Raw genomic sequence first — 22,185 nt, forward strand, 5'->3', positions numbered from 1 at the left:
AAGCCATCGTCAGGCAGCACGCCCAATCGGATAGAACGTGCCTCGGCTCCAAACCCCAAGCCACTCCTCCCCGTCGATCTCGCGCGGCACCGCCAGTTCGACCAGCTGGTAGAACACGTTGCGATGGACCAGCGCTTCGAGATTGCCGCGCATCAGCACATAGGGCGAAGGCTCTTGGGTGACCGGATCGAGCTCGACCCGCAGCGGATGCTCCGGCCCGGCCTCGACCTGCTCCTCGACGTTGCTGGTGAAGCGCAATACCTGCTGCTCGCCACTGCCCTGCACGTCGAGCAACACAGCCACAAACGGCGCATCATCCACCGTGATACCGACCTTCTCCACCGGCGTGACCAGGAAGTAGTCGTCGCCATCGCGGCGAATGATGCTGGAGAACAGCCGCACCATCGGCTTGCGGCCGATCGGTGTGCCCAGGTAGTACCAGGTACCGTCACGCGCGATACGCATGTCGATGTCGCCGCAGAAATCCGGGTTCCACAGGTGCACCGGGGGTAGCCCCTTGTGCGCGGGGATCTGCGCCAGCAGATCGCTGGCCTTGCCGGAATCGCTCATGACTCGCTCGCTCAGTTGCTCATGCCCAGGAGGCTACGAGCGTACTCGCGCATTGGCGCGGCAAGCAAATCCTGTGGCGTGTTATCGTGGAACGTCAACAAACCGCCGCGACTCTTGATCCTGGCCGTGTCGATCAGATAACGGGTGCTGGTCTCGATCAACATCATCTGTACCACGCCACGGTCCCAGCCCAGGCGGTCGACGGCCTGCTCGTCATACCATTCGTCACCGTTGCCGATACGGTCGTCGGTGCGGGCGAAACGGGTGTACAGCACGTAATCGGCGCCGACCGAACGGGCTTCGGCGATCGCGTCCTCAAGCCCCAGGGGGCCTTGGGCACGGCGCACCAGCGGGAAGTACTCGACGAAACTCTTGAAGGCCTCCTCGGCCACTGCGTTCTGCCGTGGTACCGGCCCCTTGCCCGGTGGCACGAAGGCGCCCTGGCCGATGAAGATGAACGAATCGGGCTGCAAGCGGATCGACAGGGTACGGGTGGTGTCGCTGTGATCCAGCAGGCCCGCATCACTCATGTGGTAACGGACGCCCTCGCCCATATCGCTGACATTCATGCAGCCGCCCAACGCCATCAGCGCCAGCAGCAAGACCAGGCTACGCATCTTTCCTCCAGAAACCGGTGACGAAAAACCGGCGAATAGCCGCAGGATGCAGCTTTTGCGCCAGAGTCAGCCGCCGATCACTTTCATCACCATCACATCGCCGGAAAATGCCACCTCCTGCTTGTCTGCCAGGGCCTTCACCAGTAGCCGCTGCAATGCAGGAAGCGCTTGATGACGGGGCTTGTCGAGCAGGTCACCGACAAAATGACGGTTACTCGACGACAGGCAACCATGCAGCCAGCCGGTGGACGACAGGCGCAGGCGCGAACAACTGCGGCAGAATGGCACGCTCTCGTTGGCGATCACCCCGAAATGACCTTTGCCGGGAATGCTATAGCGCAAGGCCGTGGCATCCAGCGGGCGTGGCGCCTGTTCATAGGCATGGGACTGCCCGATCAGCGCCAGCAGTTGTTCCAGGCCTACGAACTGCTGCAGGAAGGCGTTGCCATCACGCGCCAGGTGGCCCATGCGCATCAGCTCGATGAAACGCAGCTCGTAGCCGCGCTCGAGGCAGTAGTCGAGCAGCGGCAGCACCTGGTCGAGATTCTGCCCGCGCATGGGCACCATGTTGACCTTGATCGCCATCCCCGCGTCACTGGCCTGGGCCATGCCCGCCAGCACGCTGGCCAGGTCGCCGCCGCGGGCGATGCGGCGAAAGGCCGTGGCATCGAAGGTGTCGAGCGAGACGTTGAGCCGGCGGATACCTGCGTCGCGCAGCAGCGGTAGCTTGCGGGCGAGCAACTGGCCGTTGGTGGTCAGGCTGATGTCTTCGAGCCCCAACCCGGCCACCGCGCCGAGGAAGGCCTCCAGGCGCGGGCTCACCAGCGGCTCGCCACCAGTAATGCGCAGCCGCTCCACCCCGGCCGCCTCGACCAGGTACGCCACGCCGCGGGCCAGGGCATCCGCCGTGAGCTCGTCCTGCGCCGCCACCAGGCGCTTGCCGTCAGGCACGCAGTAGGTGCAGGCATAGTTGCAGGCAGCAGTCAGGCTGACGCGCAGGTTGCGAAAGCGCCTGCCTTGACGATCGACGATCATGGATGACTCCGGCATGGATGAATCGGGCCGGCAAAACCTGACTCAAAAATCAGGTTTTTGCAAGCCTTCCTGTCGAAGCCTTGAAGCGAGGATGCCTGGCGAAGGTCGACAGGCATCGGGGGAACACCTTTAGTTCGCGCCTTCCGGGTCGCGCTTGCGCTTGTTGCCCATGCGCACGCCGATGTCCATGAGGAACTGGAAGAAGCCCTCCTGGTCCTCGAGCACGTTGCTCCAGAACGGCGAGTGATACAGCGCCACGGCGCCATGGACCAGGGCCCAGGCCGCGCAATAATGGAAGTAAGGCGGCACGTCCTCGAGCTTGCCCTCGCTGATGCGCCCCTTGATCAATTGCGTGAGGCGGTCGAAGTTGGAGGCACGGATGCTGTGCAACTGCTCGACCATTTCCGGCACCTGGTTGCCCTTGACCACCTTTTCTTCCAGGCGGTCGAACAGCCGGTAACGCTGTGGGTCACGCATGCGGAACTCGAAGTAGGCGCGCGACAGGGCTTCCTTGTCGCGGTCGACGTCAGCCGAGTGCAGCAGCGCGTTCAGGTCGCGCTCATAGTCGAGCATCAGGCGCAGGTAGATCTCCGCCTTGGACTTGAAGTGCTTGTAGATCGTGCCTTTGCCGATGCCCACGGCGTCGGCGATCATCTCGACGGTGACGCTGTCTTCACCTTGTTCGAGAAACAGCTTGAGCGCCGTGTCGAGGATCTCTTGTTCGCGACGGCGAAACTCACGGACCTTGCGAGGTTCTTTCTGCATAAGAAGGACTGGGATGACAATCGAAGCGGATTATTATGCCTAACTGGCGGCAAAATGCACGGATCTTCCAACCATGTCTGTGTTTCTTGATGAGTTCGAGCAGGCGCCGGGCCTGTGTTACCTGAACTACGCGGCAATCGGCCCCTGGCCACGGCGGGCCGCCTGCCGCCAGCGCGGCGTTCTACTGTGCATACACGCGGTCCAGCAGGCGGGCGCCCTGCCCTTCAATGTAGAGCGTTATCAGTGCGACTTCGCCATGGCCGACGGCCACAAGTGGATGCTCGGCCCAGAGGGGGCTGGGCGTGTTCCTTTGCCGTGGCGAACTGCGCAGGCAGTTGAAACTGCACGCCTACGGCTGGCATATGCTGGACCACCTCGGCAACTTCGAGCGCCGCGAGTGGCTACCGGCACGCAGCGCGCGACGCTTGGCATGCGACATGCCCGAACATGCTCGGCGCCTGCACGCTGGAGGCGAGCCTGTCGCTGCTGGTCCTAGCGTGCGGTTTTCCCCACATTTCTATACCAGCCAGCGCCTGATCGACGAAGTACTGCGCCAGGTTCGCCAATTGTCAATGCATTGATCGCGCAAGGGGCTGCGAACGTATTCCAAATCTGTTTAAAAAACGATCAACAGCCGCTGGCAGCGCGCCAATCCTGGCCAATACTTGAAGTGTTGGCGCGGCACATCCCCCCCAAGTGGCGCGCCGATAAAGGTGCCCAGGGACCGTGTACCTTTGTTTTACTCCTAATGGTCTTAACCCGGATTCCCCCCCCCAGAACCCGGGTTTTTTTTATCCGGGCCTCAAGCTTTTTTGGGGGGTGAAATCTTCAGGCCACCCGCGCCAGTGGGAACAAGCGCTTGAAGTTCTCGGTGGTCTGCTCGGCCAACTGCTCATAGCTCACCCCACGCAACGACGCCACGTACTCGGCCACTTCCCGCACGTACTGCGGCAGGTTCGGCTTGCCGCGATGCGGAATCGGCGCCAGGTACGGCGAGTCGGTCTCCACCAGCAGGCGATCCACCGGCACCTGCCGGGCCACCTCACGCAGGGCATCGGCATTGCGGAACGTGACAATGCCGGACAACGAGATGTAGTAACCCAGGTCCAGCGCGGCCTTGGCCATCGGCCAGTCCTCGGTGAAGCAATGCAGCACGCCGGCCTGGGGCAGGCCGGCCTCGCGCAGCAGCGCCAGGGTGTCCTCGCGGGCCGCACGGGTGTGCACGATGACCGGCTTGCCGGTCTGCCGGGAGGCTTCCAGGTGCAGGCGGAACGAAGCCTGCTGCAACTCGGCGGCTTCCGGCTCATAGTGGTAGTCCAGGCCCGTTTCGCCAATGGCCACCACATGCGGATGGGCCAGTTCACGCAACAGCCACTCCAGGGCCGGGGTCTCACCGGGCGCCAGGTCGAGCGGGTGCACGCCCACCGAGCAGTCGACATCGGCGTAACGCTCGCTCAACGCCTTGACCGCACCGGCATTCTCGGCACTGACGCCGATGCACAGGAAATGCCCTACCCCACGCTCGCGGGCCGCCTGCAGGGCGGTGTCGAGGGAACCCTGGTGGGCACTGAGATCGAGACGGTCGAGGTGGCAATGGGAATCTACGAGCATGGGAACACGACACACATTAGGAAACGGTGGAAATCAACGCATGCCCGGCAGCTGCACCCAGTGGGCGAGCAACGCTTCGAGCAGCAGTACACGATTGAGGTTGGCCTTGCCCAGCACCTTCTGGCGCTGCTCGAGAATCCACGCCTGGACCTCGAGCACCTTGGCCTGCCGGCTCTTCTGCGCCAGGTACTGCAACACCTTGCGCATGTCAGGCAAGCCTAAACCCTCTTCGTCCTGGGTCAACTGATAACGCAGGATCAAGTGCGACCAGTCGCAGAACCAGTCGAACAGCAGCAACAAGGGCACCGTGTTCCAGGCTTCGGCCAGCTGGGTAGGCGACTGCTGCTGCTTGAGCAACTTCTTCACCCCTTCGGTAACCAGCGCCCGCTGCTCAAGCACGCCCTGGGCCTGCAAGCTGACCGCCATCAGTGGCGAACCCGCGGCCAGGGTCAGCAACTCTTCGCGCTCCTGCTCATCGCTGCCTTCGAGCGCCCCAGCCAGCCAGGCACGACTCTGCGCCAGGCTTGGCTGCGGGCAGGCGACCTGCTGGCAGCGACTCTTGATGGTCGGCAGCAGGCGGCTGGGCTGATGGCTGACCAGCAACAGCACGGTATCGCCGGAGGGCTCCTCCAGGCTTTTGAGCAAGGCGTTGGAGGCATTGATGTTCATCGCCTCCACCGGCTCGATCAGCACCACCTTGCGCCCACCCTGCTGGGCGGTCTGCACCACGAACGACACCAGTTCGCGGACCTGGTCGATCTTGATCGGCTTGTCGGCCTCCTCCGGCTCCAGCACGAAGTTGTCCGGGTGGCTGCCGGCCTTGAGCAACAGGCACGACTTGCACTGGCCGCAGGCATCCAGGCCCTGTGGCTGCTGGCACAACAGCCGCGCCATCAGGCGCTCGGCCAGGGCCCGCTTGCCGATGCCCTGGGGGCCGTGCAGCAGGTAGGCGTGGGCGTGCTGGGCACGCCCGGCCAGTTGCTGCCAGAGAGCCTGCTGCCAAGGGTAGGCCTCAGCCACGGCAACGCTCCAGGATGCCCGGCACCAGGGCGTCGATGGCCTGTTGCACCGCGCTCAAGGGCTGCGCGGCGTCCAGCAGGCGATAGCGCTGTGGCTGCTGGCCTGCGCGCTGCAGGTAGGCCTGGCGCACCGCCTCGAAGAAGGCCTGGCCCTCCTGCTCGAAGCGATCCAGCCGGCCACGGGCTGCCGCGCGGGCCAGGCCGACCTCCACGGGCAGGTCGAAGACCAGGGTGAGATCCGGGCGCAGCTCGCCCTGCACAAAACTCTCCAGGATGGCGATACGCTCTACCGAAAGACCGCGGCCGCCGCCCTGGTAGGCGTAGGTGGCGTCGGTGAACCGATCGCACAGCACCACGGCACCACGGGTCAGCGCCGGGCGGATCACTTCGGCCAGGTGCTGGGCGCGAGCGGCGAACATCAGCAGCAGCTCGGTGTCGACCGCCATGCGCTCCTCGCTCGGCGCCAGCAGCAGTTCACGGATGCGCTCGGCCAACGGCGTGCCGCCGGGCTCGCGGGTCATGACCACATCGGCGCCCTGCTCGCGCAGGCGCGCTGCCAGATACTCACGATTGGTGCTCTTGCCCGCGCCTTCGGGGCCTTCCAGGGTGATAAACAAACCGCTCACGAGCGTTCCTTAGGGTCTTCTGGCACCGACGTATCAGCCGGCGCGGATTCATCGGTGGGGGCCGGCGCGTCGCTTTCAGGTGCGGGCGCAGGGGCCGCTTCAGGAGTCGTCTGCGGTTCGGGCGTTGTCGGTTCGGCCTGCGGCGCAGGGCTCGAACGATAATCCGCCCGCCGCTTGATCTGGAACTCACGCACCGCGCTGTTGTGATCGTCCAGGTCATCGGAGAACACATGGCTGCCGTCGCCACGGGCGACGAAGTACAAGCTCGAGCCATCACTTGGGTTCAGCGCGGCATGGATTGCCTCGCGCCCGACCATGGCGATCGGCGTCGGCGGCAGGCCGGTCATGGTGTAGGTGTTGTAGGGCGTCGGCTCACGCAGGTCGGCGCGGGTGATCTTGCCGTTGTAGCGCTCGCCCATGCCGTAGATCACGGTAGGGTCGGTCTGCAGCATCATGCCCAGGCGCATGCGCCGCACGAACACCCCGGCGATCTGCCCGCGTTCCTGGGGAATGCCGGTTTCCTTCTCCACCAGCGAGGCCATGATCAGCGCCTGGTACGGGTCGCGATACGGCAGGTCGGTGCTGCGCTCGGCCCATTCCTTGGCCAGCACTTCGTCCAGGCGCATGTAGGCCTGCTGCAACAGCTCGACATCGCTCATGCCGCGCACGAAGCGATAGGTATCAGGGAAGAAACGGCCCTCGGGGAACACGCCGGTATGACCAAGCTTGTCCATCACCTCGGTATCGGACAGGCCTTCGAGGGTGTGCTTGAGCTTTTCATGTTTCGCCACCCCGGCACGCACCTGGCGGAAGGTCCAGCCCTCGACCAGGGTGAGGTTGTACTGCACCACATCGCCACGCTTCCAGGCGTCGAACAACTGCCCCACGGTCATGCCCGGGGTCAGGCGATATTCACCTGTATGCAATGCCGTGCCGGCCATGTTGAAACGCCAGTACAGGCGCAGCCACAGAGGGTCATCAAGCAGGCCTTCGCCCTGCATCCGATAGAACATGCGGTTTGGCGTCGTGCCATTGGGCACATCGAGCATGCGCTCCTGGGCCACTTGCAGCGGCTGCTCCAGGACCGAGTTGACTTTCCAGGCGGCCCAGCCCAGTGCCAGGCCGGCGAGGATCAAGCTCATTTCCAGCAGCAGCAGGAATTTGCGTCTCACGAATCAGGTATCCAGTAACGTACGGGCAACGGCCTGCAGTTTACGGGTGAGCGGCCCTGCCGGCCAGTTCAGCGCGGCGAATTCACGCACGGGCCAGATGCCGTAGACACTGTTGCAGACGAATACCTCGTCGGCTTGCTCCAGCGCCGCCATCGGCAAGTCCCGCACCTGCGTAGGGATACCCAGCAGCGCAGCCTGTTCCAGCAATGCCGCGCGCATCACCCCGGCCACGCCGCAACGGCTCAGGTCGGCGGTGAACAATGCACCGTCACGCACCAGGAACAGGTTGCTGTACACCCCTTCGATCAACCGCCCATGGCCGTCACGCATCAAACCTTCGGCAAACGCGCTGTCCTGCCATTCGGCACGGGCCAGCACCTGCTCGAGGCGGTTGAGGTGTTTGAGCCCGGCCAGCAGCGGTTGTTCCGCAAGGCGCGTCTCACAGGGGAACAGCCGCACGCCGACCTCGGCATGCTGCGCCGGGTAGGCCGGCAAGGGGCCGCCTTGCAGGATACGCCGTGCCTGCGCGCCGGCCAGCGGGGCATAGCCGCGCTGGCTGTCGCCACGGGTCAGGATCAGCTTGGCGACGCCTTCGCCCAGTTGCCGGGCGAATTGCAACAGTTCATTGCGAACCAGCGTCAGGTCGGCTTCGATCGCCAAGCGCTGGCATCCCAGCGCCAGGCGGTCGAGATGCTGCGCGAGCAGGCTGGGCCTGCCGCCGCGCACGGCGATGGTCTCGAACAGGCCATCGCCGTAGGCCAGGCCACGGTTCTGCAGATTGACCGCAGCCGCGTCCTGGCCATCGATCCAGCTGAGCATCAGCCGGCGAACCGGCGGAACACCAGCGAACCGTTGGTCCCGCCAAAGCCGAAGGAGTTGGACAGCACCACGTCGATCGGCATGCTACGCGCCTGGTGCGGCACGAAGTCCAGGTCGCAGCCTTCGTCCGGCTCATCCAGGTTGATGGTCGGCGGCGCCGTCTGGCTGTTGATCGCCAGGACGCTGAAGATCGCCTCCACCGCACCAGCGGCGCCGAGCAGGTGGCCAGTCATCGATTTGGTCGAACTGACTGCCAGCTTGTAGGCATGCTCGCCGAACACCCGCTTGATCGCAGCCACTTCAGCCACGTCGCCAGCCGGCGTCGAGGTGCCGTGGGCGTTGATATAGCTGACCTCTTGCGGCTGGATACCGGCATCGCGCAGGGCGTTGGCCATGCAACGGGCGGCGCCTTCGCCGGAATCGGGTGGCGAGGTCATATGGTAGGCGTCACCGCTCATGCCGAAACCGACCAGCTCGGCGTAGATGGTCGCGCCGCGGGCCTTGGCGTGCTCAAGCTCTTCGAGCACCAGGGCGCCGGCGCCATCGGACAGCACAAAGCCGTCACGGCCCTTGTCCCAGGGACGGCTGGCGCGGGTCGGCTCATCGTTGCGGGTGGACAGTGCCCGGGAGGCACCGAAACCGCCCATGCCCAGGCCGCAGGCGGCCATCTCGGCGCCACCGGCGATCATCACGTCGGCTTCACCGTAGGCGATATTACGCGCGGCCATGCCGATGCAGTGGGTACCGGTGGTGCAGGCGGTGGCAATGGCGTAATTCGGCCCCTGCGCACCCAGGTGAATCGACAGGAAACCCGAGATCATGTTGATGATCGAGCCTGGCACGAAGAACGGTGAGATACGACGCGGCCCCTTCTCGTGCAAGATCTTGCTGGTTTCTTCGATGTTGGTCAGACCACCGATACCCGAGCCCATGGCCACGCCGATGCGTTCACGGTTGGCATCGGTGACTTCCAGCCCGGCATTGCGCACCGCCTGGAAACCGGCCGCCAGGCCGTACTGAATAAACAGGTCCAGCTTGCGGGCTTCTTTCTGATCAAGATACTGCCCGACCTCGAAGCCCTTCACCGAGCCGCCAAAACGGGTGGAGTAGGCAGACAGATCCGTATGTTCGATCGGACCAATGCCACTGCGGCCAGCCAGAATGCCCTGCCAGGTGCTCGGTACATCGGTACCCAGTGGCGACAGCATACCCATACCAGTGACCACGACGCGTCTACGCGACACAGTACTCTCCTCATTTCCAAATAACAGAGTCTCTTGCCAGTGCACTTGCCATGGCGAATGGAATGGCAGCAAACCCCGGCTCTCGCAAAGAAAAAACCGCACGCCGGCAAAGGCAGTGCGGTTTTTCCCGACAAGAAGCGTCGACTACAGCGTCTTAGGCCTGGTGGGCGTTGACGTAGTCGATGGCAGCTTGAACGGTAGTGATCTTCTCGGCTTCTTCGTCAGGGATTTCGGTCTCGAATTCCTCTTCCAGAGCCATCACCAGCTCAACAGTGTCAAGCGAATCGGCACCCAAGTCCTCAACGAAGGAAGATTCGTTCTTGACTTCATCTTCCTTGACGCCCAGTTGCTCGGCGACGATTTTCTTGACGCGTTCTTCGATGGTGCTCATACCTAGTTTTCACTCCTAATGGACATATGTCAGGCAGCTGGCCGGTGACCAAGTTTATAGGAAGACGCCTGCTTTTCAAGCGTAACGCGCCTTCCACCAAGTCACCGGGCCCTCTGCCCGGAATCTGGTTGCAGCTTTATAACGGATTTTAGGCTCGGAGTATGACTCTTTTTTGAAGCAATCCGTCACATTGAGTTGCGGTTTTACATGTACATCCCGCCGTTCACCGGCACGGTGGCACCGGTGACATAGGCTGCGCCGTCGGAAGCCAGGAAGGAAACCACTTTCGCGATTTCCTCGGCCTGGCCCAGGCGGCCCAGCGGAATCTCTTTCTGCAGGGCCTCGCGCTGCGCTTCGGGCAGTTCGCGGGTCATGTCGGTGTCGATGAAGCCCGGGGTCACCGAGTTGACGGTGATACCACGTGAGCCCACTTCGCGGGCCAAGGCACGGCTGAAGCCTTCCAGGCCTGCCTTGGCGGCGGCGTAGTTGGCCTGGCCGGCGTTGCCCATGGCACCCACCACCGAACCGATGCTGATGATACGGCCCCAACGGGCCTTGGTCATGCCGCGCAGCACGCCCTTGGACAGACGGTAGAGGCTGTTGAGGTTGGTGTCGATCACATCGAACCACTCATCGTCCTTCATGCGCAGCATCAGGTTGTCGCGGGTGATGCCGGCGTTGTTGACCAGGATGGCCGGCGCGCCGAACTGCTCGCCGATGGCGCCCAGCACCGCATCCACGGACTCGGCACTGGTGACGTTCAGCTCAAGGCCGGTACCGTTGATGCCGTGCTCTTTCAGGGTGGCGGCAATGCGCTCGGCACCGGAAGCGGTGGTGGCGGTACCGATCACGGTAGCGCCCTGGCGGCCCAGCTCGAGGGCGATGGCCTGGCCGATACCACGGCTGGCGCCGGTGACCAGTGCAACTTTACCTTGCAGGCTCATGCAAGCTTCTCCGAATTCAGGCCAGCGCCGCACGGGTGGCGGCGACGGCGTCTGGGGTGTTGAGGTTGTAGGTGGTCACGCCGTCGGCGCAACGCTTGTTCAGGCCAGCCAGGACCTTGCCCGGGCCGCATTCGACGAGGTTGACCGCACCGCGCTCGGCCAGCGCCTGCACGCACTCGACCCAGCGTACCGGCTGGTACAGTTGCGCCAGCAGGTCTTGCTTGAGGGCATCGAGGTCGGCGGCGATGGCCGCGGTGACGTTCTGCACCACCGGGATCTGCGGCGCTTTCCATTCGATGGCGTTGACCGACTCGGCGAAGCGCTCGGCGGCCGGCTTCATCAGGGCGCAGTGCGATGGCACGCTGACCGCCAATGGCAGGGCACGCTTGGCGCCCTTGGCCTTGCACAGCTCGATGGCACGATCGACCGCAGCCTTGTTGCCGGCGATGACCACCTGGCCCGGCGAGTTGAAGTTCACCGCGCTGACCACTTCGTCTTCGGCGGCTTCGGCGCAAATCTCGACCACGACGGCGTCGTCCAGGCCAAGGATGGCGGCCATGGCACCATGGCCGGCAGGCACAGCCTCCTGCATCAGCTGGCCACGGCGCTCGACCAGGCGTACGGCATCTTTGAGCGACAGGCTGCCAGCGGCGACCAGGGCGCTGTATTCACCCAGACTGTGCCCGGCGACGAAGGCCGGCTGCGCGCCACCCTCTTCCAGCCACAGGCGCCATAAGGCGATGGAGGCGGTGAGAATGGCCGGCTGGGTCTTGTCGGTCTGGTTGAGTTGCTCTTCCGGGCCTTCCTGGACCAGTTTCCACAGGTCGTAGCCCAGGGCCTCGGACGCTTCCTTGAAGGTCTCGACGATTACCGGTTTTTCGGCGCCCAGCTCTGCGAGCATGCCCAGCGACTGGGAACCTTGACCAGGAAAGACGAATGCGAGGGATGCAGACATTGAACAAGCCCTTATGATCTTGTCGTCGGATAGGGTGCGCCAGGCCGCGGGCCAGACGCGCAATCTGAAAGCTTGGATGGAATGGCGGACCAAGCGGTCACATTTAAGCACTTCATCGCGGATATGCCTAAGACCTGTTTTGGCCGCATCGCGGATGAATCCGCTTCTACAAGCGAACCTACCCCCTGCAGGAGCGGATTCATCCGCGATGAAGCCCACGCCGACATCACGGCAACAAGTCTTCGAGACGCCCATGCAGGCGCTGCGGCAGGTTTTCCTGAATCTCGATCAAGGCACGCTGGATCGCGCTTTGGAAGCCCTGCACGCCCGCAGAGCCGTGACTCTTGATGACAATGCCCTGCAATCCCAGGAAACTTGCGCCATTGTGTCGCGCAGGCGCCAGGTCGGCCTGCAGGCGCTTGAGCAGCGGCATGGCCAGGGCACCTGCGGCTCGCGCCAACAGCCCGCCACGGAACAGCGCCTCGATACGGGCACCGATCATGGTCGCCAGGCCTTCGCTGGACTTGAGCAGGATATTGCCGACGAAACCGTCGCACACCACCACGTCCGCCTCGCCACGGTACAGCCCGTCACCCTCGACGAAACCGATGTAGTTCAGCCCCCGGGCGTTCTGCAACAGGCTGGCGGCCAGCTTGACCTGCTGGTTGCCCTTGATGTCCTCGGTACCGATATTGAGCAGCGCCACACGCGGCCGATGCACGCCCAGGGCCTGGGCGGCCACCGAGCCCATCACGGCGAACTGGTAGAGGTTTTCCGCGCTGCAGTCGACGTTGGCACCAAGGTCAAGCAGCTGGCAGTAGCCGGCCTGGGTCGGAATCGCCGCCACCATCGCCGGGCGATCGATACCGGGCAAGGTCTTGAGCACGAAGCGCGACAAAGCCATGAGCGCGCCGGTATTGCCGGCACTTACGCAGGCCTGGGCCTTGCCATCACGCACCAGTTCGAGGGCGATGCGCATCGACGCGTCCGGCTTGCCCCGCAACGCCTGCGATGGCCGCTCGTCCATGCCGATCACTTCGCTGGCCGCAACAATCTGCAGGCGCGCGCGATCCGCAGCCGCAAGGCCGCCGACAAGATCTTCAAGGAGGGAGGGTTGACCGACGAGGGTCAGGTGCAGCGAGGGGGTAGCCGATAGGCAGGCAATGCTAGCCTGGACAATGCTGCGGGGACCGAAGTCCCCGCCCATTGCGTCGATCGCGATGATCTGAGCGGACAAGGATTACTCGTCAGCGCCCTTGTCGATCACTTTGCGACCACGGTATACGCCTTCTGGCGAAACGTGGTGACGCAGGTGTACTTCACCGGTGCTCTTCTCTACGGAGAGGGCGTTTTCCGACAGGGCGTCGTGCGAACGGCGCATGTCACGGGCAGAGCGGGATTTTTTGTTCTGCTGAACAGCCATAATTGATTAACTCCTAAACGTTTGGGTCACGCTTTAACTGCGCCAATACACTGAACGGGTTGGACCGCGATACCTCGTCCTTGCTCGGCTCGGGCTCATCGAGTCCCGCCGGCTGCTGGCATTCTTCCGGATGATGAGCAGGCACGATCGGCAGGGCGAGCAACAGCTCTTCCTCGACCAGCGCCTGCAGATCCAAAGGATCTTCGCCCAGTTCCAGCACGTCATAGCCTTTCGGCAACGACTGGGTATTCGCACCCTCCTTCACCACGGCGTACGTACATTCGCTGTGGATCGGCAGGGTGACCAGCTCAAGACAACGCTGGCAAACCATCTTGACTTCGACATCCAGCGCGCTGTGGATAACCACTACGTGCTGTTCATCTCGTTCAAAATCGAACTTCGCCTGCACCGTACCGACATTGTCGGAAAGCGGGTCGCAGAGTCTTTCCAAATCAGCGAGTTGCAGCGAACCTTCGAGGGTTACGCCACGATCAGCCAATTTGCGCGGGTCAACGTGAGGTGGAATCGGGTCATTCAACATAGGCGCAGCATTCTAGGGATGCACCCCCTCCCTGTCAAAGGAAATTAGGTGCCATCTCGCATGTTAGAATTCGGGGCAATTGCCCAGGAGTCTACCATGCTTCCCTTGTTACTGGCTTCCAGCTCGCCCTACCGCCGCGAACTGCTCACCCGCCTGCGCCTGCCCTTCACCTGGGCAAGCCCCGACCTTGACGAACGGCGCCTCGATGGCGAGCCCGCCGTCGAGCTGGTGCGCCGCCTGGCCCGACAGAAAGCCGAAGCCCTGGCTGCCAGCCACCCCGACCACCTGATCGTCGGCTCCGACCAGGTGGCGGTACTGGGCGAGCAGATCCTCGGCAAGCCCCACACCTTCGAACGTGCCTGCGAGCAGTTGCTGGAGGCCAGCGGGCAGCAGGTCACCTTCCTCACCGGGCTGGCACTGCTGAACAGCGCCACGGGTCACTGCCAGGTGGTTTGCGTGCCGTTTACCGTCACGATGCGCGAGCTGGATCGAGAGCGCGTGGAGCGCTACGTGACGGCCGAGCAGCCACTGGACTGCGCCGGCAGCTTCAAGGCGGAAGGATTGGGGGTCAGCCTGTTCCAGAGCACCCATGGCTGCGACGCCACGAGCCTGATCGGGCTGCCGCTGATTCGGCTGGTGGACATGCTGCACAAGGAAGGCGTGCAGGTGCCTTGAAAATGCAATCGCGGGGCAAGCCCGCTCCCACGTGGCCAATGAGCGACCCGTGGGAGCGGGCTTGCCCCGCGATGAATGCCACGCCGACTTCAGATCAACGCAACGAAGGCCCCTGGAAGCCCATATACAGCGCCAGGCGCTCCGCCACACTGGCACCGATGCGCTTGGAGAAACGATCGAACGGCGACTCCTGCACGGTGAAGTCCACCAATTCCCTCTCGCCCACGATCTCGCGAGCGACATAGCTGGCGCTGCCCAGCCCATCCACCAGACCCAGTTCCTTGGCCTGCTCGCCCGACCAGATCAGCCCGCTGAACAACTCAGGGTGATCCTTGTCTTTCAGGCGCTCGCCACGCCCCTGCTTGACCATGGCGATGAACTGGCGGTGCGTGGTATCCAGCACGCCCTGCCAGAACGCGGTCTCTTCCGGCTTCTGTGGCGAGAACGGATCAAGGAAGGCCTTGTGTTCGCCCGCCGTGTAGGTGCGCCGCTCCACGCCCAGCTTGTCCATGGCCCCGACAAAGCCGTAGCCCGCCGCGGTGACGCCGATGGAGCCGACCAGGCTGGCCTTGTCGGCATAGATCTCGTCGGCCGCGCTGGCAATGTAGTAGGCGCCGGAGGCACCCAGGTCGGCAATCACCGCGTACAGCTTGATGGCCGGATACTCGGCGCGCAGACGGCGGATCTCGTCGTACACATAGCCCGCCTGCACCGGGCTGCCGCCCGGGCTGTTGACGCGCATGACCACAGCCTTGGTTTTGGGATCCTTGAAGGCTTCGCGCAGGCTCTTGACGATATTGTCGGCGCTGGCAGGTTCCTGATCGGCGATCACCCCGCGCACCTCGACCAGCGCAGTATGACTGCCGCTGCGCGAGGCGGCCTTGTCCACATCCATCAATGGCGTGAACAGGAACAGGATGCCGAACAGGTAAATAAAGGTCAGCAGCTTGAAGAAAATCCCCCAGAGCCGCGCCCGACGCTGCTCCTGGACACCCGCCAGCAAAGTCTTCTCCAGTAACTTCCAGCTCTTGCGCTCCTCGCCGGCCTCATCAGCCTCGGGCGCCTTCCACTCGTCAGTCATGCTCACCTACCTTGGAAATTGATCTGCGCAGGCCTGTCCAGCCATTCGCGCAACTGGGAAAAATGCTCGATGCACACTTGCGGGCCAAATTCGGCCAAGGCCTGCAGCGACATGGCGCCATAGCCCACGGCGACCGAATGCATGCCAGCGTTGCTGGCCATCTGCAGGTCGAACGCCGAATCTCCGACCATCAGCGCCCGCCCGGGTTCGACCTGGCAATGAGCGAGAATCTCCTCGAGCATCAGCGGATGCGGCTTGCCGCGGGTTTCGTCGGCCGCCCGGGTAATGTCGAAGTAGCGTTCCCAGCCATTGGCCTTGAGCACCCGATCCAGACCGCGCCGCGCCTTGCCGGTGGCCACCGCCAGACGATACCCCTCGGCACGGAACGCCGCCAGCGACTCGACCACACCGTCGAACAGTGGCGACGGCTGTTGATCCAGCGCCATGTAGACATCGGCGTAATGCTGGCGGAATGTCTCCACCTGCGGCGGCTCAAGATGCGGATACAGAGTGGCGATCGCCTCCCCCAGCGCCAGGCCAATGATGCCCTTGATCGCCTCGTCGCTGCTGGCAGCCTCCCCGGCACGCCCGGCGGCCACGTTCATGGCCTCGACAATGCGCCCGATGGAATCGGCCAGCGTGCCATCCCAGTCGAAGATCAGCAGGTCATAACTTTTATTCATGGCTCAGGACGCCAACCGCTCGATGGTCTTGGCCCACATCTCGTCCACCGGCGCCTCGAGCTTGAGCTCGCCGCCGTCGGGCAGCGGCACGGTCAACTGGTAGGCGTGCAGGAACAGGCGCTTGCCACCCAGGTCGCGAATCTCGCGGCTGAAGTCTTCATCGCCGTACTTGCTGTCGCCGGCGATCATGTGCCCGGCATGCAGGGTGTGCACGCGGATCTGGTGGGTGCGCCCGGTAATCGGCCGCGCTTCGACAATCGTGGCGAATTCGCCGAAACGGCGCAGCACGCGGAACAGCGTCAGCGCGTCCTTGCCCTCGTCATTGACCTCGACCATGCGTTCGCCGGAGCGCAGGTTGCTCTTCTGCAGCGGCGCATTGACCTGCTTCTTCGAGGTCGGCCAATGGCCGCGCACCAGCGCCATGTAGCGCTTGTCCACGCCATCGCCGCGCAGCGCGGCATGCAGGTGGCGCAGCATGCTGCGCTTCTTGGCGATCATCAACAGGCCCGAGGTGTCGCGGTCCAGGCGGTGCACCAGCTCCAGCTCCTTGGCGTCGGGGCGCAACTGGCGCAGCGCCTCGATCACCCCGAAGCTCAGGCCGCTGCCGCCATGCACGGCAATACCGGCCGGCTTGTTCATCACGATAAGCGCCTTGTCTTCATAGACAATCGCGGCCTCCAGGCGCTGCAACAGCCCCTGGGCGACCGGCGCGGGCTCATCGCGCTCGGGCAGGCGCACCGGCGGCACCCGCACGATGTCGCCAGCCTGCAGCTTGTACTCAGGCTTGATACGACCCTTGTTGACCCGCACCTCGCCCTTGCGCAGGATGCGGTAGACCAGCGTCTTGGGCACGCCCTTGAGCGCGGTGATGAGGAAATTGTCGATGCGTTGGCCGGCAAGCTCCGGCGCGACTTCGATCAGCTGAACGCCGGAAGTCGGAGGGGTATTGGTCGTCATGGCGGGATCATAACAATTTTTTATGGAATTGAAGCACTTAATCATAACTGCTATAGTCGCGAACGCCGCCAAAAGCGGCAGGCCAGCGGCATCAGGCTCTACGCCGGCCCTGACCATCGCAATTCCGAGGACGCGAGGCCGTCCTACGGAGCGTTTGCCAGTTTAACTAAATGCCTGGAATCGCCACCAGCGCTGTGTAGAGAAGACCGAAAAAAACGACAAGTGCGGTGTTTCACCTGCTTACCCGCTTCTTTTCGCCGTACCTCTGCCCGCCACCGTCGTTTCCGCGCATTCGGGCGAATGCTTCGGAAATACCTGCCTTGGATATGTCATGGCGCCAGCCCGGAACCGGGCTGGCGAAAAATGCAACCCGTTGCGGATTCAGCGCGCGGCAGCACCGAATTTTCAGGGATACGTGCAGGGTGGAGATGCACAGCCTTCGGACCGTGTGGCACCGAACCCGACCCAGCGCCCCACTCAACGGGCGATGAGCGGGCAAGGTCCTGAACAGACGCCCTCGTGGCATCCACGGACGACCGGTTGATTCCTCCTCCTGACTGAGTGCACCAGGCCCGCTCGATTGATTCGGATAACCTTCGAAAAGCTCGACAGGTCTTTTGGCACCGCAAAACAGGACGCGTCGTCGCGACAACGGCAGGCTGGGCAACCGGCTGGTGCCGAACGTCGTCAGACACGGGGGTGGTTCGCCACCCTTTGCGCACCTTGGCACCGATCATGAAAAATCGTGTGTGCCGAACGCCGTTTCCGGCAGCCCGGAAACCGACGGTACAACATGAAAAGAATGCTGATTAACGCAACTCAACCCGAAGAGTTGCGTGTAGCCCTGGTGGACGGCCAACGCCTCTACGACCTGGACATCGAGTCCGGTGCTCGTGAGCAGAAAAAGGCCAACATCTACAAAGGCAAGATCACCCGGATCGAGCCCAGCCTTGAAGCCGCCTTCGTCGACTTCGGCTCCGAACGTCACGGCTTCCTGCCGCTGAAGGAAATCTCCCGCGAATACTTCAAGAAAGCCCCTGAAGGCCGGGTCAACATCAAGGAAGTCCTGAGCGAAGGCCAGGAAGTCATCGTCCAGGTCGAGAAGGAAGAGCGCGGCAACAAAGGCGCCGCCCTGACCACCTTCATCAGCCTGGCCGGCCGCTACCTGGTGCTGATGCCCAACAACCCGCGCGCCGGCGGCATCTCCCGCCGCATCGAAGGCGAAGAGCGCAACGAGCTGCGTGAAGCACTGAACGGCCTGACCGTTCCGGGCGACATGGGCCTGATCGTACGTACCGCGGGCCTTGGCCGCAGCAGCGAAGAAATGCAGTGGGACCTCGACTACCTGCTGCAGCTGTGGACCGCCATCAAGGAAGCCTCGCTGGACCGTACCGCGCCGTTCCTGATCTACCAGGAAAGCAACGTCATCATCCGCGCCATCCGCGACTACCTGCGCCAGGACATCGGCGAAGTGCTGATCGACAGCATCGACGCCCAGGAAGAAGCCCTGACCTTCATCCGCCAGGTGATGCCGCAGTACGCCAGCAAGGTCAAGCTGTACGAAGACAGCGTGCCGCTGTTCAACCGCTTCCAGATCGAAAGCCAGATCGAGACCGCCTTCCAGCGCGTCGTCGACCTGCCGTCCGGCGGCTCGATCGTGATCGACCCAACCGAAGCCCTGGTTTCCATCGACATCAACTCGGCGCGCGCCACCAAGGGCAGCGACATCGAGGAAACCGCCCTGCAGACCAACCTGGAAGCGGCCGAAGAGATCGCCCGCCAGCTGCGCCTGCGTGACATCGGCGGCCTGATCGTCATCGACTTCATCGACATGACCCCGGCGAAGAACCAGCGCGCCGTCGAAGAACGCGTGCGCGAATGCCTCGAGGCCGACCGCGCCCGCGTGCAGGTCGGCCGCATCTCGCGCTTCGGCCTGCTGGAAATGTCCCGCCAGCGCCTGCGCCCATCGCTGGGCGAGAGCAGCGGCATCGTCTGCCCGCGCTGCTCGGGTACCGGCATCATCCGTGACGTCGAGTCGCTGTCGCTGGCGATCCTGCGCCTGATCGAGGAAGAAGCCCTGAAGGACCGCACCGCCGAGGTGCGCGCCCAGGTACCGATCCCGGTGGCCGCCTTCCTGCTCAACGAGAAACGCAACTCGATCACCAAGATCGAGCTGCGCACTCGCGCGCGCATCATCATCCTGCCGAACGACCACCTGGAAACCCCGCATTTCGAAGTCCAGCGCCTGCGCGACGACAACCCGGACGTGCTGAACAACCAGTCCAGCTACGAAATCGCCTCGGCCGAAACCGAAGAAGCGCCGCTGCCGACCGCCACCCGCACCCTGGTACGCCAGGAAGCCGCGGTGAAGACCGCACCGGCCCGCGCCAACGCACCGGTACCGGCCGCTGTCGAAGAGCAGCCAGCCGCACCCGTGGCACCGGCGCCTAGCGTACCGGAGCCAAGCCTGTTCAAGGGCCTGGTCAAGTCGCTGGTCAGCCTGTTCGCCGGCAAGGAAGAGCCTGCCGCCGCACCGGCCGTCACCACCGAAAAACCGGCCACGGAGCGTTCGCCACGCAACGAGGAGCGCCGCAACGGTCGCCAGCAGAGCCGCAACCGCAATGGCCGCCGCGAGGAAGACCGCAAGCCGCGTGAAGAACGCAGCGAGCGCGCCCCGCGTGAAGAGCGCCAGCCACGCGAAGAGCGTGCACCACGTGAAGAACGCGCCCCACGCGAAGAGCGTCAGCGCCAGCCGCGCGAAGACCGCCGTGGCAACCGTGAAGAGCGCGTGCGCGAACTGCGTGAGCCCCTGGATGCCGCACCGGCCCCGGCCGCCCGCGAAGAACGCGCCCCGCGTGAAGAGCGTGCGCCACGTGAGGAACGTGTAGCCCGTGAAGAGCGTGCACCACGTGAAGAACGCGCCCCTCGCGAAGAGCGCGCGCCGCGTGAAGAACGCGCACCACGTGAAGAGCGTGCACCGCGTGAAGAACGCGCACCACGTGAAGAGCGTGCACCGCGTGAAGAACGCGCCCCTCGTGAAGAGCGTGCGCCACGTGAAGAACGCGCTCCGCGCGAAGAGCGCCAGCTGCGCCCTGAGGCGCAGGCCGTCGAACAGGCCGCCGAGCTCGCCGAAGAGCAACTGCCGAACGACGAGCTGCTGCAGGACGAGCAGGAAGGCACCGATGGCGAGCGTCCGCGCCGCCGCTCCCGTGGCCAGCGTCGTCGCAGCAACCGTCGTGAACGCCAGCGCAACGCCAATGGCGAGCTGATCGAAGGCGACGAAGACGCCGGCGAAGAGCAGCAGCCACAACAGCACCAGGCCACCGAGCTGGGCGCTGAACTGGCCGCCGGCACTGCCGTCATCGCCGCCGTTGCCACCAGCAACATCAGCGCCGATGCCGAAGCCCAAGCCAACCAGCAGGCTGAGCGCGCCAGCGCCGCTGTCGCCGAAACCCAGGTGGAAATCACCGAGGTCGTGGCCGAGCAGGTCGCCATCGCCCCGGTGGTCGAGCAACCGGTCAGCGAGCCAGTGGTCGCCGTCGAGCCGAGCATCGAACCGGTGGTCGAAGTAGCGCCGCAGCCAGTGGTCGAAGAAGCCCCTGCCGAGCAGCCTGCCGTCGTCGCCGAGGCGCTGCAAGCCCCTGCCGTGGAAGCCGGTGAAATCGAGCAGCCGCAGGTAGTCGAAGCCACTGTGGTCGAAGCCCCGGTAGCCGAGCAGCCTGTAGCGGTCGTCGAGCCAGTGGTCGAGGCCCAGCCGGAAGTGGCTGAAGCACCTGCCGCCGAGCCTGCGCCGATCGTTGCCGAGCAGGTGCCCGAGGAAGCACCGGCCCCGGTCGAAGCGCCTTCGGCGATGCTGGCCAACGGCCGCGCCCCGAACGACCCACGTGAAGTGCGTCGCCGCAAGCGCGAAGCCGAAGCTGCAGCCGCCGCTGCCGCCCAGGCCGCTGCCGAAGCCGCCCCTGCGCAAGCGCTGGAAACCGCCGATGAGCACAAACCTCATCACGGCTGATAGCCTCGGCTGAATGAGAAAGCCCCGCCAGTGCGAACTGGCGGGGCTTTTTCTTTTTGCAGGATATGGCTCCGGGATTACCTAGCATTTTTGCCAGCTGAGCGTCGAAGACCGAGATGCTATCGTCGCGTCACCAGTCAGGAGAGCTGCAATGAGTGATCGACAAGACATCATGGGTTGCTACTTTCGCTCGTGGCGGGACATTGCCACGGGCGACCCGGACAACAAGGTATCCATGCGCGACCTACCCGCAGAAGTGGATATCGCCTTTGTGTTTCCCGACGGCAATGAGCCTCCCCGGTACTGGGAAGCCCTGCACTCACAAATCATTCCGGCTCTGCATGCCCGAGAGACCAAGATTGTCCGCACCATCGCCATTGATGAACTGATCAAGCCCGGTGCCAGCGCGAACGATATCTTCACACGCTTCTTCACCTCCACCCCTGGCCTGGATGGCCTGGATATCGATATCGAGCACACCTTGAACGAAGCCCAGCGCAAGCAGGCAGAAGCCGTTTCCAGAGAGTTGCGCACTTTGCTGGGACAGGAAAGGCTGTTTGTCTTCGACACGACCGAGAACGGCGATGTCGCCTTGATACGCGCACTGGCCCCCCAGCTGAACTACATCCTGTTCCAGGCATACGGCCAGACTCCTGCCCGGGTGCAAGGGCATTACGATCGTATGTTCAAGGACTTCTTGCCGCCCTCCCGGTTTATGGTTGGATTTTCCTTCTATGAGGAAAGAGGAACTCGCTGGGGGGACGTACGTGACCCCCTCGAGAGCAGCACGGCCCACGCCTACGCTGCCTGGACACCAACTCAAGGACCCAAGGCCGGGATTTTCTCCTACGCAGTAGACCGTGACGGCGTAAAAGAAGGTGATGACACCTTGCAACCCACGAACTTTGCCTGGACCAAGCACCTCAAGGCAGCGATGGCCCCGCGCCGACGTCGGGCCTGGCAAACGGTTTTGCGCAACTGGCTGGCCAGAGTGCTCCGCATTGCCCCGTCGCGCTAGGCGAGGCTTTCGGAGTGCTCACGGGGCTGC

Annotated in this window: 22 protein-coding genes and 1 pseudogene; 4 read left to right on the forward strand and 19 right to left on the reverse strand. The window is 63.8% G+C overall.

Annotation, left to right across the window (positions count from 1 at the left end; translation table 11 throughout):
• Positions 1-9: 9 nt before the first annotated feature.
• The 4 genes from BMY03_RS07085 to BMY03_RS07100 form a co-directional block, all read right to left on the reverse strand.
• Positions 10-570, reverse strand: coding sequence for a DUF1285 domain-containing protein (locus tag BMY03_RS07085; RefSeq protein WP_094010640.1), 561 nt, complete (start codon positions 568-570; stop codon positions 10-12).
• An 11-nt stretch (positions 571-581) separates the two neighbouring features.
• A complete protein-coding gene (locus tag BMY03_RS07090) occupies positions 582-1,187 on the reverse strand; it encodes a DUF4823 domain-containing protein (protein WP_023629097.1) in 606 nt (201 codons plus the stop codon).
• Positions 1,188-1,253: 66 nt separating this feature from the next.
• Complete coding sequence (locus BMY03_RS07095) at positions 1,254-2,222, reverse strand: GTP 3',8-cyclase MoaA (protein WP_094010641.1); 969 nt, start codon at positions 2,220-2,222, stop codon at positions 1,254-1,256.
• 129 nt (positions 2,223-2,351) lie between these two features.
• Entirely contained in the window at positions 2,352-2,987 is a 636-nt protein-coding gene (locus tag BMY03_RS07100) for a TetR/AcrR family transcriptional regulator (protein WP_023630645.1), read from the reverse strand.
• A gap of 160 nt (positions 2,988-3,147) precedes the next feature.
• On the opposite strand from BMY03_RS07100, the pseudogene BMY03_RS07105 reads away from it, so the two are divergent.
• Positions 3,148-3,476, forward strand: a pseudogene (locus BMY03_RS07105) (aminotransferase class V-fold PLP-dependent enzyme); the annotation flags it as partial.
• Positions 3,477-3,815: 339 nt separating this feature from the next.
• Here the strand turns inward: BMY03_RS07105 and BMY03_RS07110 are convergent.
• The 12 genes from BMY03_RS07110 to BMY03_RS07165 all read right to left on the reverse strand — a co-directional run bounded on the left by BMY03_RS07110 (position 3,816) and on the right by BMY03_RS07165 (position 13,732).
• Positions 3,816-4,598, reverse strand: coding sequence for a TatD family hydrolase (locus tag BMY03_RS07110; protein WP_094010642.1), 783 nt, complete (start codon positions 4,596-4,598; stop codon positions 3,816-3,818).
• 33 nt (positions 4,599-4,631) lie between these two features.
• Positions 4,632-5,618 (reverse strand): DNA polymerase III subunit delta', encoded by a 987-nt coding sequence (locus BMY03_RS07115; protein ID WP_094010643.1) that lies wholly within the window; start codon positions 5,616-5,618, stop codon positions 4,632-4,634.
• Positions 5,611-6,243: a dTMP kinase gene (tmk, locus tag BMY03_RS07120; RefSeq protein WP_094010644.1), complete on the reverse strand. Its 633-nt coding sequence runs from the start codon at positions 6,241-6,243 to the stop codon at positions 5,611-5,613. Before tmk ends, BMY03_RS07115 begins: the two co-directional genes overlap by 8 nt.
• The gene (mltG, locus tag BMY03_RS07125) at positions 6,240-7,415 is read right to left on the reverse strand and encodes an endolytic transglycosylase MltG (protein ID WP_094010645.1); all 1,176 of its coding nucleotides are present in this window, start codon (positions 7,413-7,415) and stop codon (positions 6,240-6,242) included. The genes tmk and mltG overlap by 4 nt, the downstream gene beginning before the upstream one ends.
• 3 nt (positions 7,416-7,418) lie before the next feature.
• Positions 7,419-8,234 (reverse strand): aminodeoxychorismate lyase, encoded by an 816-nt coding sequence (gene pabC, locus BMY03_RS07130; RefSeq protein WP_094010646.1) that lies wholly within the window; start codon positions 8,232-8,234, stop codon positions 7,419-7,421.
• Positions 8,234-9,478: a beta-ketoacyl-ACP synthase II gene (gene fabF, locus BMY03_RS07135; protein WP_094010647.1), complete on the reverse strand. Its 1,245-nt coding sequence runs from the start codon at positions 9,476-9,478 to the stop codon at positions 8,234-8,236. Before fabF ends, pabC begins: the two co-directional genes overlap by 1 nt.
• 154 nt (positions 9,479-9,632) lie before the next feature.
• Positions 9,633-9,869 carry an acyl carrier protein gene (acpP, locus tag BMY03_RS07140; protein ID WP_023630495.1) on the reverse strand — a complete coding sequence of 79 codons (237 nt, stop codon included), beginning with the start codon at positions 9,867-9,869 and terminating at the stop codon, positions 9,633-9,635.
• A 203-nt stretch (positions 9,870-10,072) separates the two neighbouring features.
• On the reverse strand, positions 10,073-10,813 hold the full coding sequence (fabG, locus tag BMY03_RS07145) for a 3-oxoacyl-ACP reductase FabG (RefSeq protein WP_023630496.1): 741 nt from the start codon (positions 10,811-10,813) through the stop codon (positions 10,073-10,075).
• A gap of 16 nt (positions 10,814-10,829) precedes the next feature.
• Positions 10,830-11,768, reverse strand: a complete 939-nt coding sequence (gene fabD / locus BMY03_RS07150; protein ID WP_023630497.1) for an ACP S-malonyltransferase — start codon at positions 11,766-11,768, stop codon at positions 10,830-10,832.
• 226 nt (positions 11,769-11,994) lie between these two features.
• The gene (gene plsX / locus BMY03_RS07155; RefSeq protein ID WP_094010648.1) at positions 11,995-13,005 is read right to left on the reverse strand and encodes a phosphate acyltransferase PlsX; all 1,011 of its coding nucleotides are present in this window, start codon (positions 13,003-13,005) and stop codon (positions 11,995-11,997) included.
• A gap of 3 nt (positions 13,006-13,008) precedes the next feature.
• Positions 13,009-13,191: a 50S ribosomal protein L32 gene (gene rpmF / locus BMY03_RS07160; RefSeq protein ID WP_008096416.1), complete on the reverse strand. Its 183-nt coding sequence runs from the start codon at positions 13,189-13,191 to the stop codon at positions 13,009-13,011.
• A gap of 13 nt (positions 13,192-13,204) precedes the next feature.
• The gene (locus tag BMY03_RS07165; RefSeq protein ID WP_023630499.1) at positions 13,205-13,732 is read right to left on the reverse strand and encodes a YceD family protein; all 528 of its coding nucleotides are present in this window, start codon (positions 13,730-13,732) and stop codon (positions 13,205-13,207) included.
• Positions 13,733-13,828: 96 nt separating this feature from the next.
• Here BMY03_RS07165 and BMY03_RS07170 point away from each other — a divergent pair, with 96 nt between their 5' ends.
• Positions 13,829-14,407, forward strand: a complete 579-nt coding sequence (locus tag BMY03_RS07170; protein WP_094010649.1) for a Maf family protein — start codon at positions 13,829-13,831, stop codon at positions 14,405-14,407.
• A gap of 94 nt (positions 14,408-14,501) precedes the next feature.
• Here the strand turns inward: BMY03_RS07170 and BMY03_RS07175 are convergent, their stop codons facing one another.
• From BMY03_RS07175 to rluC, 3 genes are read right to left on the reverse strand one after another with little or no spacing between them, the layout of a single operon-like run.
• On the reverse strand, positions 14,502-15,488 hold the full coding sequence (locus BMY03_RS07175) for a S49 family peptidase (protein WP_094010650.1): 987 nt from the start codon (positions 15,486-15,488) through the stop codon (positions 14,502-14,504).
• A gap of 2 nt (positions 15,489-15,490) precedes the next feature.
• Entirely contained in the window at positions 15,491-16,171 is a 681-nt protein-coding gene (locus BMY03_RS07180; protein WP_094010651.1) for an HAD family hydrolase, read from the reverse strand.
• 3 nt (positions 16,172-16,174) lie between these two features.
• The gene (gene rluC, locus BMY03_RS07185; protein WP_094010652.1) at positions 16,175-17,128 is read right to left on the reverse strand and encodes a 23S rRNA pseudouridine(955/2504/2580) synthase RluC; all 954 of its coding nucleotides are present in this window, start codon (positions 17,126-17,128) and stop codon (positions 16,175-16,177) included.
• Between the two features lie 793 nt (positions 17,129-17,921).
• On the opposite strand from rluC, the gene rne reads away from it, so the two are divergent.
• Positions 17,922-21,137 (forward strand): ribonuclease E, encoded by a 3,216-nt coding sequence (rne, locus tag BMY03_RS07195; RefSeq protein WP_094010653.1) that lies wholly within the window; start codon positions 17,922-17,924, stop codon positions 21,135-21,137.
• Between the two features lie 151 nt (positions 21,138-21,288).
• Positions 21,289-22,155 carry an EndoS/ChiA family endoglycosidase gene (locus tag BMY03_RS07200; RefSeq protein WP_094010654.1) on the forward strand — a complete coding sequence of 289 codons (867 nt, stop codon included), beginning with the start codon at positions 21,289-21,291 and terminating at the stop codon, positions 22,153-22,155.
• The last annotated feature ends 30 nt before the right edge of the window (positions 22,156-22,185 follow it).

Origin of the sequence: Pseudomonas soli (assembly GCF_900110655.1) — a bacterium.
Classification (GTDB): Bacteria; Pseudomonadota; Gammaproteobacteria; order Pseudomonadales; family Pseudomonadaceae; genus Aquipseudomonas; species Aquipseudomonas soli.